Raw genomic sequence first — 14,811 nt, forward strand, 5'->3', positions numbered from 1 at the left:
GAGTCCCCTTTTCCCCGCTCTGAAGACGGAGTTCCCCCTTGTTCCACGCCCTGGGCTCAGCCCTGGCCGGGATCGCCACGCCCGCCCTGGCCATCGTCCTGCTCACCGCGGCCGTCCGGCTGCTGCTGCACCCGCTCAGCCGGGCCGCCGTGCGCGGCGAGAAGGCCCGTGCCGCCCTCGCCCCCGAGCTGCGCGCGCTCACCGACAAGTACGGCGAGGACCGGGTGAAGCTCCAGGAGAAGACCCTGGAGCTCTACCGGGAGAACGGCACCTCGCTGTTCGCGGGCTGCCTGCCCGCGTTGGCCCAGGCGCCGTTCTTCATGGTCGTGTACCAGCTCGTGACCACGCCGAACCCGCTGCTCGACGGCACGCTGCTGGGCGTGCCGCTGGGCGCGCACTGGTTCGGCGCCTGGACGCACACGCCGGTGTTCGCCGGGTTGTTCGCGCTGCTGGCGGTGGTCGCGTTCGCGACCTCCCGCCGGCAGGCGACGGTGGCCAGGCGCGGTGGAGCGCCGCAGCCGCCGTTCGCGGGGCTGCTGCGGCTGCTCCCCTTCGGCACGGTGCTGATCGCCGCCGTGCTGCCGCTGGCCGCCGGGATCTACCTGGCGACCACCACTAGCTGGACGCTGCTGGAGCGAGCTTTCCTGTACCGCGCAGTTCAGCTCCCGCCTCGTGCAGGTACTTCAGCACGTGCGCGTAAGAGGTGAACAGGCCGCACTCGGCGTAGGACACCGAGTGCCGGCCGCAGAAGTCGCGGACCAGCGCCTGCGCGTGGCGCAGGTGCGGCCGCGGCATGTTCGGGAACAGGTGGTGCTCGATCTGGTAGTTCAGGCCGCCGAGCAGGAAGTCGGTGAACCAGCCGCCGGTGACGTTGCGCGAGGTGAGCACCTGCTTGCGCAGGAAGTCCAGCTGGTGGCCGGCCTGGAGCACCGGCATCCCCTTGTGGTTGGGCGCGAAGGAGATGCCCATGTAGACGCCGAACAGGCCCTGGTGGACCGCGATGAAGGCCAGGGCCTTGCCCGGCGACATCATCGAGAACACCAGCGCCAGGTAGCCGATGACGTGCACGGCCAGCAGCGCCAGCTCCAGCCGCCAGCTCTTGACCTCGCGGCGCACGGCGGCGGCGGCGCTGATGATGTGCAGGCTGAAGCCCTCCAGCAGCAGCAGCGGGAAGAACAGCCACGCCTGGTGCTTCACCACGAACCGGAAGAAGCCGCGCTTGCGCTGGGCCTGCTCGGCGCTGAACGCGAGCACCGAGATGTCCACGTCCGGGTCGTCGTCCTCGTGGTTGGGGTTGGCGTGGTGGCGGGTGTGCTTGCCCATCCACCAGCCGTAGCCCACGCCGACGAACAGGTTGCCCAGCAGCAGGCCGGCGGTCTGGTTGGCGCGGTGGCTCGCGAAGACCTGCCGGTGACCTGAATCATGTCCGAGGAAGGCGATCTGCGTGAAGACCACGGCGAGCACCGCGGCGGGCACGAGCTGCCACCAGGAGTCGCCGATGAGCACCACGGCAGCGACGGTGAGGAGCAAGGCGCCCACCACCCCGGCGAAGTACCAGGCGTAATAGCCGACGCGTCGGTCGAGCAGCCCTCGCTGCTTGACCAACCGGGATAGTTCAGCGAAGTCGCTGCCGCGGGTGCTCACCAGCGGAGGGTACGTGGGCCGGGGCCGTTCCTTCAGGACAGCCTCAGTTGCAGCTGCGCGAACAACCGGAGGAGGGGGTCGTCCAGGTCGAAGCCGCCGAGCTCCGCGGCGCGCCGGACCCGGTACCTCAGCGTGTTCGGGTGGACGTGCAGTTTCGCCGCCGCGGTGCGCACGTCGCCGAACTCGTCGAGGTAGGCCAGCAGGGAGCGGGCCAGCTCCGGGTCCAGCGCGGTCAGCCTCGGGTCGCGGATGCGCGGGTGCCCGGCGAGCAGCGCCAGGGTCTCCCCGACCAGCACCCGGGAGCGCACGTCGGCCAGGGTGGCGACGTCGGCGTCCAGGTCGCGGGCCATCGCGTCCAGCACCCGGTCGGCCTCCCCGCGCGAGACCATCACCTCGTCCACGGTCGGCACCGTGCACCCGACCGCGGCCTGCACGCGCAGGCCCATGTGCCCGCGGGCGGCGGCCACGATCTCCCTGGTCAGGGCGAGCAGCGGCGCCTTCGGCGGCAGGTCGGGCAGCAGCGCGTAGGTGCGGCCGGACCGCTGGCTGACCAGGGCGGTGCGCCGGTACGCGGCGGCGTGCACGGAGATCAGGCCGGTCATCTCGGCGCGGCGCAGCTCGTGCTCGGTGCGGTCGGCGTGCTCCTGCCCGCGCAGCGCGAACACCACGACCGCGGCGGGCCGGTCCGGGTCGGCGCCGATCTGCTCGGCCAGCGACCCGGCCTCCGTGCGGCCGTCGAGCAGCGAGGCCAGCAGGTTCTCCCGGAACGCGACCGCGGGCTCCCGCTGCTGCACGAGGTGCAGCGCGGTCACCCTGGCCGCGCCGAGCAGGGCGCGCTCGGCCTGCTCGGTGAGCGGCGCGGCGCCCTCCTGCACCCAGATCGCGCCCAGCGGCCGCGTGCCCGCGTGGACGCCGACCGCGAGCCGGCGGCGGATGCCCAGCTCGGGGTGCTCGTCGATGCGCACGACCTCCTCGCCCGCGCGCAGCCGCCGGTAGACGCCCCACTCGCGGAGCATCTTCAGGTAGGGCTCGGGCCCCTGGCGGCCCAGGATCGACAACCGGCGCAGCTCGTCGACCTCGTCGGACGAGCGGGAGTAGGCGAGCACGCGGCTCGCGGTGTCCTCGATGCTGACGCTGCCGCCGGTCAGCGCGGCGATCGTCTGGGCCAGGCCGAACAGGTCGCCGACGGCCTCGCCCGCGCCCGCGTCGGCGGTCAGGCGGGCGTTCGTGACCACGCCCCTGGCCAGGGCTTCGAGGTGTTCCCAGCGCACCTCGGGGCGGACCGCGAGCAGGGCGACGCCCGCGTCCGCCGCGGCCTGCCTGAGCACGGGCGCGGGCGCGTCGGCCTTGACCGCCACGGCCACCGCGCCCCCGGCCGCGGCCGCCTTGACCAGCGGCAGGGCCGCGCGCCCCCGGGCGCCCACGACCAGGACCAGGTCGCCGGGCCGGATGTCGGGCACGTCGTCGGGGTCGAGGATCACGACGTCGAGCACGTCGGCCTCCAACCCGTGCGGTGCGGCCTGCACCTCGACGAACGGGTCGCCGAGGGCGATCAGCACCTGACGCAGGCTCATCCTTTTGTCCATTCGCACAACAACGGGTGGCCAAGCCTAGACGTGAGGACAACAGCGCGCAGGGTCGGAAGTCCTACCGTTTGGGGAACCCAACCACAGTTGGGGTACTCCCCGATCAGGTGGCGAAGGAGCAGCTTGTGGATGCCGTGACCGCGGTCCCCGCACCGGTGAACGAGCCCGTCCTCGGTTACGCCCCCGGCGCCCCGGAGCGCGCGCGGCTCCAGGCGGAGCTGGCCGAGCTGACCAAGGAGCCCGTCGAGCTGACCCTGACCATCGGGGGCGAGCAGCGCGCCGGCGGAGGCGATCCCTTCGACGTCGTGCAGCCGCACAACCACCGCGCCGTCCTGGGCACCGCGCGCGGCGCCACCGGGCAGGACACCCGGGACGCCATCGCCGCCGCCCGCGAGGCCGCGCCCGCGTGGCGCGCCCTGTCCTTCGACGACCGGGCCGCGATCCTGCTCAAGGCCGCCGAGCTGCTGGCCGGCCCGTGGCGGGCCAGGATGAACGCCGCCACCATGCTCGGGCAGTCCAAGACCGCGATCCAGGCCGAGATCGACGCCGCGTGCGAGCTGATCGACTTCTGGCGCTTCAACGTCTCGTTCGGCCGGCAGCTGCTGGCCGAGCAGCCGCAGTCCTCCCCCGGCGTGTGGAACCGCACCGACCACCGCCCGCTGGAGGGCTTCGTCTACGCGATCACGCCGTTCAACTTCACCGCCATCGCGGCCAACCTGCCCACCGCGCCCGCCCTGATGGGCAACGTCGTGCTGTGGAAGCCCTCGCCCACGCAGGGCCTCGCCGCGCACCTGACCATGCGGCTGCTGGAGGAGGCGGGCCTGCCGCCGGGCGTGATCAACCTGCTGCCCGGCGACGGCCTGGCCGTGTCCGAGGTCGCGCTGGCCGACCCGGACCTGGCGGGCATCCACTTCACCGGCTCCACCAAGACCTTCCAGCACCTGTGGGGGCAGGTCGGCGCGAACATCGCGAACTACCGCGCCTACCCGCGCGTCGTCGGCGAGACCGGCGGCAAGGACTTCGTGCTGGCCCACCCGTCGGCCGACCTGGACGTGCTGCGCACCGCGCTGGTCCGCGGCGCGTTCGAGTACCAGGGCCAGAAGTGCTCGGCCGCGTCCCGCGCCTACGTGCCGCGCTCGGTGTGGAACCGGCTCAAGGACGACCTGCTGGCCGAGGTCGAGGCGCTGACCGTCGGCGACGTCACCGACCTCGACAACTTCATGGGCGCGGTGATCGACCGGCGGTCGTTCGACAAGCTGTCCGGCGTGCTGGACGCGGCGCGGCGCGACCCGAAGCTGGAGGTCGTGGCCGGCGGCACCGCCGACGACACCGACGGCTACTTCGTGCGGCCCACCGTGCTGCTGGGCGAGGACCCCGGCCACGAGGTGTTCACCACCGAGTACTTCGGCCCGGTGCTCGCGGTGCACGTGTTCGACGACGCCGACTACGACACCGTGGTCGAGCAGATGGAGAAGGCCGCCCCCTACGCCCTGACCGGCGCGGTCATCGCCCAGGACCGGCGCGCCATCGTGAAGGCGCAGGAGGACCTGCGGTTCGCCGCGGGCAACTTCTACGTCAACGACAAGCCCACCGGCGCGGTCGTGGGCCAGCAGCCCTTCGGTGGCGGCCGGGCCTCGGGCACCAACGACAAGGCCGGCTCGGTCCACAACCTGCTGCGCTGGGTGAGCCCCCGGTCCATCAAGGAGACCTTCGCGCCGCCGACCACCATCCGCTACCCGCACCAGGGGTGATCATGCTCCGCTCCGCGCTGCTCGCCGCCGCCCGCTCCGGGGCCGTCCGCGGGCTGGTCGAACGCACACCGCTGACCCGGCCGGTGGTCAGGCGCTTCATCTCCGGCGACGACGTCGACGCGGCCGTCGCCACCACCGGCGAGCTGCTGGCCGACGGCCGGTACGTCACCCTGGACCACCTCGGAGAGGACACCCGGGACGCCGCGCAGGCGACCGCGACCGTCGAGGCGTACCTCGACCTGCTGCGCCGCCTGGAGCTCGCCGGGCACACCGGGCGGGCCGAGGTGTCGGTGAAGCTGTCCGCGGTGGGCCAGTTCCTGCCCGTGGACGGCGAGAAGATCGCGCTGGAGAACGCGCGCCGCATCTGCGCGGCGGCGGGCGTGGTCGGCACCACGGTCACCCTCGACATGGAGGACCACACCACCACCGACTCCACCCTGGGCATCCTGCGCGAGCTGCGCGTGGACTTCCCGTGGGTGGGCGCGGTGCTCCAGGCGTACCTCAAGCGCACCGAGCAGGACTGCCGGGACCTGGCGCACGCCGGGTCGCGCGTGCGGCTGTGCAAGGGCGCCTACAGGGAACCCGCCTCGGTGGCGTTCCAGGACAAGGCCGACGTCGACCTGTCCTACGTGCGCTGCCTGCGGGTGCTGCTGGAGGGCTCCGGCTACCCCATGGTCGCCTCGCACGACCCGCGGCTGATCGCCATCGCGGGCGAGCTGGCGAGCCGGCGCCCCAAGAGCAGCTACGAGTTCCAGATGCTCTACGGCATCCGGCCCGAGGAGCAGCGCCGCCTCGCCGCCGAGGGCCACCGGATGCGGGTGTACGTGCCCTACGGCGACGAGTGGTACGGCTACTTCATGCGGCGGCTGGCCGAGCGGCCCGCGAACGTGGGGTTCTTCCTGCGCTCGCTGATCACCACGAACTAGCCCGCGGCCGGGCGCGCGTCACCTCCGGGTCGGCGTGCGCCCGGAGCACGTCGTCCACCGCCGCGGTCGCACCCCGGCACACCTCCGCCGGCGCGCCGGCCGCGCGCAGCACCTCCACGGCGCGGTGCGCGAGCAGCAGCGCCCGGTCGAGGTCGGTGTTGCCCTCGACGCACAGGCGCACGCGGAACAGCAGCGCGTCCGCGTAGCGCGCCTCGGCCGCCAGCTCGTCCGGCGCCCTGGTCAGCTGCCACGCCAGCACGGCCCACCGGGCGTGGTCCGCCGCGCCGGGGTGGTCCTGGGCGCGGCGCAGCACCGCGGCCCGGTGCACGGCCTCCGGGAACGCGGTGGCCGCGGCGCGGTGGCGGCCCAGCAGGTCCCGCCAGGTCGCGGCGGCGCGCTCCACCAGGCGCGCGGCCAGCTCGTCGGTCTCGGGCAGCTCGTCGGCGAGCGCGCGCAGGGCGCGGGCCGGCTCGGGACCCTGCCCCACGAGCACGTGGTGCGGCAGGTCCCCGGCCGCGACCAGCACCTCCTCCGCCAGCCGCCGCGCCTCGCGCTCGCGGCCGGCCGCGAGCAGCAGCCCGACCACCTTCGCCCGCGCCGCCGTGAACGCGGCCGGGTGGCGGACGGCCGACGGGCGCAGCAGCTCCACCGCCTCCTCGGCCACCGACAGCCGCTCCAGCACGCCCGCGCCGCCGTCGGCCGCCACGTCCACCTGCGCGACCAGGGCCGCGGCCAGCCTCGCCACCGCGTCCGGGTCCCCGCCCCGGGCCAGCCGGCGGCGCACCAGCACGACCTCGTCCGCGGCGGCCGCGGCCTCGACCGGGCGGTCCCGGTGGGCCGCGGCCAGCTCGCCGAGCGCGCCCGCGAGTTCCGACTCGAAGTCGCGCGGGTTGGCCCGCGCGAGCCGGCGCAGCACCGCGACCGACTCCTCCACCGCCGCCACCGCCTCCTCGGGCAGGCCGCACGAGGACAGCAGCGCGGCCACCGAGACCAGCGCGCGGGCCAGGTCGGCCTCGAAGCGCGGGTCGGCGGCCGCGACCGAGCGCCAGCGCGCCACGGCCAGCCGGGCGGTGCGCGCGGCCTCCTCGCGGCGGCCCGCGTCGAACAGCCGGGCCGCGTGGTGGTGGGTGACCTTGGCCAGGTCGAGGCCGAACAGGGCGTGCTGGTGGCCGGCCAGGTCCCGGCAGCGCACGGCCGCCTCCGCGACCGCGGCCAGCGCCTCGTCGCGGCGGCCCACCGCGGCGTAGCGCAGGCTGAGCTGGTCGAGCGCGCCGACCAGGCGGGGCGCGTAGTCGACGTCCTCGGCGGCGGCCAGCCGGCACAGCTCGACGGCCTCCTCCGCCGCCGTCACGGCCTCCGCGTCCCGGCCGACCGCGACGAGCTTCAGGCCGAGGTCGCCCAGCGCGTCCGCGAGCGCGGACCGGTGCTCGACCGGGTCCGCCGCGGTCAGCTCGCGGTAGAGGCCGACCTCCAGGCTCGTGGCCTCCAGCGCCTCCTCGCGCAGCGCGGCCAGCGCGGCGCGGGCGCTGAGCACCCCGTGCAGCTCGGCCAGCTCGGACTTGCCCGCGCCACCGGCCCGGTTGCGGTCGGGGTCGCGGTCGCGGTCGGTGGCGCGGTCGGGGTCGTGGCCGCGGTGGCGGTCGCGGTCGTCGTGGCGGTCGCGGTCGCGCAGCAGGGCCCGGGTGAGCACGGCGGGCAGCGGGTCGCCGTGGAAGCGGGCGTCGTCGAACACGTCCCTGGCCACGGCCGCGGCCGCCGCGGGCAGCCCGGCCACCGCGCGCAGGGTGGCCGCGGTGGCGGTGCGCGCCAGGTCCGGCCGGGCGGCGAACAGCCGCTCCGCGCGGCGCGGCACGTGGGGCCACCGGTCGGCGGCGCGCAGCAGCGCCTCCAGCGTCTCCGGGGTGCACTCGGGCTCGATCCGCTCGTCCAGCAGCGCGACGGCGAGCACGTCCTCGGCCAGGCGGCCCCGGTCGGTCGCGGCGGGGTCGACGCTGACCAGCCAGCGCACCAGGTCGGCCCGGTCCGGGTCGCGCACCCCGTGCACGACGGCGAGGGCGCTCAGGTGCAGGTCGTGGTAGGTGGCCGCGGCCGGGTCGGGTGCCGCCGGGTCGGGTGCCGCCGGCGCGGTCGGGCGCGGGAGGCCGAGGGCGTCGGCGAAGCGGTCGCAGGCGTCGGCGAAGGACGCGGCGTGCTGCTCCGGGCAGGGGCCCAGCGCCAGCTCGGCGCCGGTGCGCCCGAGGTCGGCCGCGCGCTGGCGGGCCGCCGACCACCACCAGCCCGCCGTGCGGGCGAGCAGCAGGACGTGGGTGTCCGGTTCGCGCAGCAGGTCGTGCAGCTCGCGCCAGGGGAGGAGGTCGGCGTCGTCCACCACGCGGACCGGCGCGCCCGCCGCGAGGCGCCGCGCCAGCCTGGTCTTCCCGACGCCGGCGGGGCCGTGGAGCAGCAGCACGGACGACCCTCCGCCGTCGACCCACCGGTCCAGCTCCCGCAGCTCCGCCGCCCGGCCGCGGAACGGCACCACCTCGTACCGCGGGTCGAGCAGCTCACCGGGCGACAGGTCCACGATCACCATCTTGCCGGGCTGCTGCTTGCCCGATCGGGTGATGGTGTTCCGGGTGGACCCGAACCCCGCGCCCACCGGTCCCGGAACCGGCGCTCCGGGCCCCGCCCACCCGGCCCACCGCAGCTCACCCATCGACCCACGGTTGTCGGACCCCGGGGGCACAATCCAGGACGTGCTCGTCGCCCTGGTGCCCGACGCGGAGAACGCGGGGAGGTTGCGCCCGCTCTCCGACGCCGGCGTGCCCACCGGCCCCGTCGTCGAGGCGTCGGACCTCGCGGCGGCCGTGGCCGATTTCGAGGCCCGGCACCGGCCCCGCTGGCTGTGGTCGGCGACCACCGACGTCTACCCCGGCCTGCTGGCGCGCGGGGTCCGCGTGGAGCGGTGCCAGGACCTCTCGCACGTCGAGCACCTCCTGCTGGCCTACCGGAAGCGGCACGGGGAGCCGCGCGGGTTGGGGGCGGCCGTGGCGCGGTTGCGCGGGCTGCCGGTGCCCGAGGACCACGGGCCGCGCAAGCGCGACAGCCAGCCGACGCTGTTCGAGCCGGAGCAGGAGCGGCTGCCCGGCGGGGTGGACCCGCTGGACGCGGTGGTCGAGGTGCACGGCGAGCAGCAGCGGGTCGCGGCCGGCCTGCCGCACGCGGACCGGTTGCGGCTGCTGTTCGCGGCCGAGTCGGCGAGCGCGCTGGCCGCCGCCGAGATGACGCACTTCGGCCTGCCGTGGCGGGAGGACGTGCACGAGCGGCTGCTGGAGGACCTGCTCGGGCCGCGGCCGGTGACCGGGGCCCGGCCGCGGGTGCTGGCCGAGCTGGCGGACCGGATCACGGCGGCGTTCGGCGGCAGGCAGGTCAACCCCGACCACCCGCCGGGGATCGTGCGGGCGTTCGCGCGGGAGGGCGTCGACGTGCCGTCGACGCGGGCGTGGGTGCTCAAGGGCGTCGACCACCCGGCGGTCGGACCGCTGCTGGAGTACAAGGAACTGGCCAGGCTGTGGGTCGCGCACGGCTGGTCGTGGCTCGACGCGTGGGTGTCGGACGGCCGGTTCCGGGCGGACTACGTGGTGGGCGGCGTGGTGTCCGGGCGGTGGGCCACGCGGGGCGGGGCGGCGCTCCAGATCCCGCGCGTGCTGCGGACCGCGGTGCGGGCCGACCCGGGGTGGAAGCTGGTCGCGGCGGACGCGGCCCAGCTGGAGCCGCGCGTGCTGGCGGCGCTGGCGGACGACCGGGGGTTCGCCGGCGTGTCCACCGACGACGACCTCTACACGACGTTGGCGGAGGAGGCGTTCGACGGCGACCGGGACCGGGCGAAGCTCGCGATGCTGTCGGCGATGTACGGCGGCACGGGCGGCGCGGCCGCGCCCGCCATGGCCGTGCTCCGGCGCCGGTTCCCCGAGGCCGTCGGCTACGTCGAGGCCGCCGCCCTGGCGGGCGAGCAGGGCCGGGTGGTCCGCTCCCGGCTGGGCCGCACCAGCCCGCCGCCGTCGGAGGCGTGGCGCGAGCTGACCGGCAGCGCGGACGAGGGCGAGGACGCGCTGCGCCGCTCCCGGCGCGCGGCCCGCGACTGGGGCCGCTTCACCCGCAACTTCGTCGTGCAGGCCAGCGCGGCGGACTGGACGGCGGCCCTGCTGGGCGCGCTGCGCCGCCGCCTGCACCAGGCCGCGCCGGGCTCGCACCTGGTCTTCTTCCAGCACGACGAGGTCCTGGTGCACTGCCCGGAGGAGCAGGCCGAGGTGGTGTGCGCCGAGGTCACCGCGGCCGGGCAGGAAGCCTCCCGCCTGGTGTTCGGCGACACCCCGGTCCGCTTCCCCCTCAAAGCCGTCCCGGTGGACACCTACGCCGAGGCCAAGTAACCGCGAGTCGAACGTTCGGGACCACCGTGTCGAACACCCGTGACGGGTGAGTTCCACACCCGCGTTCGGCCCACGACCCGCGCACCCGCGTCTCCTTTGGGCTGTTCGGTCTCTTGAACGATCATTGTGAGAGCGCTCTCATGAGAGGGGAACGCCCTTCGTCGTCGCGCAGCACCCAGTGACAAGGAGGTCACCGCGCATGGTGCTCAAGCCGAGCCGCCGACAGCGCGTACTCGCGATCGCCGCCGCCCTCATCACCGCCGTGCCCCTAGCCGCCATCGCCACGGCCAACGCCTCGGTGCCGTCCACACCACCGGGCTGGACGCTCCAGTGGAGCGACGACTTCAACGGTGCGGCCAACACCCTGCCGTCCTCGCAGAACTGGATCTTCGACCTCGGCCACGGCTACCCGGGCGGCCCCGGGAACTGGGGCACCGGCGAGATCCAGAACTACACCAACAGCACCAACAACATCAAGCTCGACGGCTCCGGCAACCTGCGGATCACCGCGCTGCGCGACAGCGGCGGCGGCTGGACCTCCGCCCGCATCGAGACCCAGCGGGCGAACTTCAAGGCCCCCGCCGGCGGCAAGCTGGCCATCGAGAGCCGCCTCCAGATGCCCAACGTCACCGGCGCGGCGGCCCTCGGCTACTGGCCCGCGTTCTGGGCGCTCGGCTCCCCCTACCGCGGCAACTACTGGAACTGGCCCGCCATCGGCGAGTTCGACGTCATGGAGAACGTCAACGGCATCAACTCCGTCTGGGGCGTGCTGCACTGCGGCGTGAACCCCGGCGGCCCGTGCAACGAGACCAACGGCCTCGGCGCGAGCAGGCAGTGCCCGGGCTCGTCGTGCCAGTCGGCGTTCCACACCTACCGGTTCGAGTGGGACGAGAGCGTCAGCCCCAAGCAGCTGCGCTGGTACGTGGACGGCCAGCAGTTCCACAGCGTCAGCCAGAACCAGATGGACGCCACCACGTGGAACAACATGACCAGCCACGCCGGGTACTTCCTGCTGCTGAACCTGGCCATCGGCGGCGCGTTCCCCAACGGCGTGGCCGGCCACGCCACGCCCACCTCCGCCACCGTGCCGGGCCACTCCCTGGTGGTCGACTACGTCGCGGTGTGGTCGGCGGGCGGCAGCGGCCAGAACCCGACCACCACGACCACCACCAACCCGCCCGGCGGCAGCGGCTGGGACGCCTACGCCGACATCCAGGCCGAGCAGGCCACCACCCGCAACGGCGGCACGGTCGAGTCGGCCGACGGCGGTCAGGCGGTGGCGCAGCTGCGCAACGGCAACTCGCTGCGGTTCTCCGGCGTCCGGTTCGGCTCGGCCACCGCGCGCCAGTTCTACGGCCGGGTGGCGTCCGGCGCGACGGGCGGGGCGAGCGGCCTGGTCGAGGTGCGGCTGGGCAGCCCGACCGCGACCCCGATCGGCAGCTTCGCCGTCGGCAGCACGGGCGGCTGGCAGAGCTGGCGCACGGTGCCGGCGAACATCTCGGGCGTCACCGGCACGCACGACGTCTACGTGACGTTCACCAGCGGCCAGCCCAACGCGTTCGTGAGCCTCAACTGGATCAGGTTCGGCACGTGAGACCCGTGGCGGGCCGCGCCCGCGCCTCCCCCGCGCGGCCCGCCACTGCCGACTACAGTTCTCCGCGTGTACGTCGAACGCCCGTTCGCCGGCCTGGCGTGCGCGTGGCAGCGGAGCACGACCCGCCCGGTCACCGGCCGCGTCGTGCCCGACGGGTGCACCGACATCATGTGGTCGACGTCCGGCCGGCTGTTCGTGGCCGGACCGGACACCGGGGCGCACCTGAGCTCGGGCGAGCCGGGCACGCTGTACGGCGTCCGGTTCGGACCGGGCGCCGGGCCGGCCGCGTTCGGCGTCCCCGGCCACGCGCTGCGCGACCAGCGGGTGCCGCTGGCCGAGCTGTGGGGGCCGACCGCGGCGCTGGAGGACGAACTGGCCGCGGCGGACGACCCGTGCGCGGTGCTCGCGGAGGCCGCCCTGCGCCGGCTGCGGGCGACGCCGCCGGACCCCGCGGCGGCCGCGATCGTGGCCGCCGTGCCCACCTCCGGCGTGGCCCGCCTGGCCGACGACCTGGGCATGTCCGTGCGGCAGCTGCACCGGCGCAGCCTGGCCGCGTTCGGCTACGGGCCGAAGGTGCTGCACCGGGTGCTGCGGTTCGACCGGGCGGTGGGGCTGGCGCGGCGGGGGGTGCCGTTCGCCGACGTCGCCCACCGCACCGGCTACGCCGACCAGGCGCACCTGTCCCGCGAGGTGCGCGAGCTGGCCGGCGTGCCGCTGGGTCAGCTGATCCGACCGTAGGCACGCAGGGTCAGCAGCGCCTCGATCGTGACGATCGGACGCCACTCGTGGGTGGTGACCGGGGTCCACGCCGGCCACGGGAACGTCCACCCGCCGTCCTCCTGGCGGGCGGCGGCGAGGGCGTCGAGGTCCCGCTCGACCTCCTCGTCGCGGAACCAGCGCCGGGCGAGGCTGTCCGGGGTGGGCGCGTAGTGGTGCGGCTTGTGCGTCTCGCCCGCCGCGTAACCCTCGTGCGCCCGACCCTGGCCCAGGTCGACCAGGCCCTGCTCCCGCACGAGCGCGCCCAACCGCTCCGCCGCCGCGCCGGCGCGGTCCCGGTCGGGCACCGCGTCGAGGAAGTGGGCGCAGGCGGCCGCCTCGTACGGGTGCGACTCGACCAGCTCGTCGAGGCGGCGCCAGCAGAACGCGGTGGCCCCGTCCAGCCACGGGTGCTCGGCGCCGGTCCGGTGCAGGACGGACGCCAGCAGCGCGGTCATCAGCAGGTCGCTGTCCGCGGACACCTGCCACCACGGCGCCCTGGGGTGCTCGCGCGCGGTGGCCAGGCAGTTGGGCACACCGCCGTCGGGGTTGGTGACCGAGGCCAGGAAGTCGAGGGCCCCGGGCGCGGTCCCGCCGACCTCGTGCAGCAGCGACAGCGCCGTGAAGGTGTGCAGCGGCTGACTGGTCGGCCCGCGCCCGTCCGGTTCCAGCGCGTGGCCGAACCCGCCGTCGTCGTTGCGGTACGCGAGCACCGCGCGCACCACCGGCTCGGCGGGCCCGCCGTCGAACAGGAACGCGAACCGCCGCTGCTCCAGGACGCGCGCGTGGTGCCAGAGGAAGGTCCGTGCCGCTTCGATCATGCCCGGAACGGTAGGCCCGCGGTCACCGCCGCGTCTTGGACGAATCGGCCATCCCGCGCGGACGGGTCACCGCCGCTCGCGCAGCACCCCGCGGTGCAGCTCGGCCGGGCTGCGGTGGCCGGACAGCCCCAGGGTGAGGTCGAAGTCCGCGAGCAGGCCGCGCAGCACGTGCCGCACGCCGACCTCGCCGCCGTGGGCCAGGCCGTAGGCGAACGGCCGGCCGACCAGCACGGCCCTCGCTCCGAGGGCGAGCGCCTTGACCACGTCCGCCCCGCCCCGGATACCGGAGTCGAACAGCACCTCGACCTGCTCCCCCACCGCGTCGGCGATCTCCGGCAGCACGTCGAGGGACCCGACCGCGCCGTCCACCTGCCGTCCGCCGTGGTTGGACACCACGATGCCGCTGACCCCCGCGTCGACGGCCTTGCGCGCGTCGTCCACGTGCTGGATGCCCTTGAGCACGATCGGGCCGTCCCAGTGCTCGCGCAGGAAGGACAGCTGGTCCCACGACTTGTCGGTGCCGGTGAACAGCTGCACCCAGCGCAGGATCGCCATCGGCGCGTCCTCCTCGGGCGGCGCGGCCAGCCCCGCCCGGAACGCCGGGTCGGAGAACGGGATGGCCGTGCCGACGCCCCGGATGAACGGCAGGTAGGACTGGTCGAGGTCGTGCGGGCGCCAGGCGAGCGTCCACGTGTCGAGCGTGACCACCAGCACGCGGTACCCGGCCTTGCGGGCGCGGTCGAGGATGCTCGCGGCGACGTCCGGATCGTTGGGCCAGTAGAGCTGGAACCAGCGGGGACCGTCCCCGGCGGCCTCGGCGACCTCCTCGATCGTGTGCGAGGAGGCGGTGGAGAGGATGAACGGGACGCCCAGCTCGGCCGCCGCGCGGGCGGTGGCCAGCTCGCCGTCCGGGTGCAGGATCGACTGGACGCCGACGGGCGCGAGCAGCACGGGCGCGGGCACCTCGGTGCCGAGCACGGTGGTGCCGAGGTGGCGCTCGGTGGCGTCGGTGAGCATCCGCGGCACGATGCGCCACCGGTCGAACGCCTCGCGGTTGGCCCGCGCCGTCGCCCCGGCCCCGGCCGCCCCCGCCACGTACCAGAACGGTCCCGGTCCGAGGCGCTCGCGGGCGGACTCCTCCAGCGCCTCGGGGTCGGTGGTGAACGGCGGCACGTTGCCCGCCAGTCCCTGGAGGTAGATCTCGTTCTGGTAAGCGGCGAACTGGCCGGTCATCGTCGTCCTCACCTTCCGCTCGGCGTGCCGATCATGCTGGTCCCCCGCACCCGCGCCCGCAAGCAGTCGGCGACGGGGCACGCGCCGCCGG

At 75.0% G+C, this 14,811-nt stretch carries 11 protein-coding genes; 6 read left to right on the top strand and 5 right to left on the bottom strand.

Annotation, left to right across the window (positions count from 1 at the left end; all coding sequences use genetic code 11):
- Positions 1–38 precede the first annotated feature (38 nt).
- Complete coding sequence (locus Q5530_RS15830; protein WP_415362992.1) at positions 39–707, top strand: YidC/Oxa1 family membrane protein insertase; 669 nt, start codon at positions 39–41, stop codon at positions 705–707.
- Here the strand turns inward: Q5530_RS15830 and Q5530_RS15835 are convergent.
- Together Q5530_RS15835 and Q5530_RS15840 are read right to left on the bottom strand one after the other, a co-directional pair.
- A complete protein-coding gene (locus tag Q5530_RS15835) occupies positions 616–1,605 on the bottom strand; it encodes a fatty acid desaturase family protein (protein WP_415362994.1) in 990 nt (329 codons plus the stop codon). The two genes, Q5530_RS15830 and Q5530_RS15835, sit on opposite strands and share 92 nt — an antisense overlap.
- 71 nt (positions 1,606–1,676) lie before the next feature.
- Entirely contained in the window at positions 1,677–3,218 is a 1,542-nt protein-coding gene (locus tag Q5530_RS15840) for a PucR family transcriptional regulator (protein ID WP_415362996.1), read from the bottom strand.
- A gap of 137 nt (positions 3,219–3,355) precedes the next feature.
- Here Q5530_RS15840 and pruA point away from each other — a divergent pair, with 137 nt between their 5' ends.
- Both pruA and Q5530_RS15850 read left to right on the top strand, forming a co-directional pair.
- A complete protein-coding gene (gene pruA, locus Q5530_RS15845) occupies positions 3,356–4,981 on the top strand; it encodes an L-glutamate gamma-semialdehyde dehydrogenase (protein WP_380638351.1) in 1,626 nt (541 codons plus the stop codon).
- A gap of 2 nt (positions 4,982–4,983) precedes the next feature.
- Positions 4,984–5,907: a proline dehydrogenase family protein gene (locus Q5530_RS15850; protein ID WP_415362998.1), complete on the top strand. Its 924-nt coding sequence runs from the start codon at positions 4,984–4,986 to the stop codon at positions 5,905–5,907.
- Here Q5530_RS15850 and Q5530_RS15855 read toward each other — a convergent pair.
- On the bottom strand, positions 5,894–8,602 hold the full coding sequence (locus Q5530_RS15855) for an AAA family ATPase (protein WP_415363000.1): 2,709 nt from the start codon (positions 8,600–8,602) through the stop codon (positions 5,894–5,896). The genes Q5530_RS15850 and Q5530_RS15855 overlap by 14 nt on opposite strands.
- A 40-nt stretch (positions 8,603–8,642) precedes the next feature.
- On the opposite strand from Q5530_RS15855, the gene Q5530_RS15860 reads away from it, so the two are divergent.
- From Q5530_RS15860 to Q5530_RS15870, 3 genes are all read left to right on the top strand, one after another.
- The gene (locus Q5530_RS15860) at positions 8,643–10,316 is read left to right on the top strand and encodes a bifunctional 3'-5' exonuclease/DNA polymerase (protein ID WP_415363002.1); all 1,674 of its coding nucleotides are present in this window, start codon (positions 8,643–8,645) and stop codon (positions 10,314–10,316) included.
- 199 nt (positions 10,317–10,515) lie between these two features.
- The gene (locus tag Q5530_RS15865; protein WP_415363003.1) at positions 10,516–11,910 is read left to right on the top strand and encodes a carbohydrate-binding protein; all 1,395 of its coding nucleotides are present in this window, start codon (positions 10,516–10,518) and stop codon (positions 11,908–11,910) included.
- A 66-nt stretch (positions 11,911–11,976) separates the two neighbouring features.
- Positions 11,977–12,648: a helix-turn-helix transcriptional regulator gene (locus Q5530_RS15870; protein WP_380638346.1), complete on the top strand. Its 672-nt coding sequence runs from the start codon at positions 11,977–11,979 to the stop codon at positions 12,646–12,648.
- Here Q5530_RS15870 and Q5530_RS15875 read toward each other — a convergent pair.
- Both Q5530_RS15875 and Q5530_RS15880 read right to left on the bottom strand, forming a co-directional pair.
- Positions 12,630–13,487, bottom strand: a complete 858-nt coding sequence (locus Q5530_RS15875; RefSeq protein ID WP_415363005.1) for a hypothetical protein — start codon at positions 13,485–13,487, stop codon at positions 12,630–12,632. The two genes, Q5530_RS15870 and Q5530_RS15875, sit on opposite strands and share 19 nt — an antisense overlap.
- 66 nt (positions 13,488–13,553) lie before the next feature.
- Positions 13,554–14,720 (bottom strand): lactate 2-monooxygenase, encoded by a 1,167-nt coding sequence (locus Q5530_RS15880; protein ID WP_415363007.1) that lies wholly within the window; start codon positions 14,718–14,720, stop codon positions 13,554–13,556.
- Positions 14,721–14,811 lie beyond the last annotated feature (91 nt).

Origin of the sequence: Saccharothrix sp. BKS2 (assembly GCF_047689505.1) — a bacterium.
Lineage (GTDB): Bacteria > Actinomycetota > Actinomycetes > Mycobacteriales > Pseudonocardiaceae > Actinosynnema > Actinosynnema lopnurensis.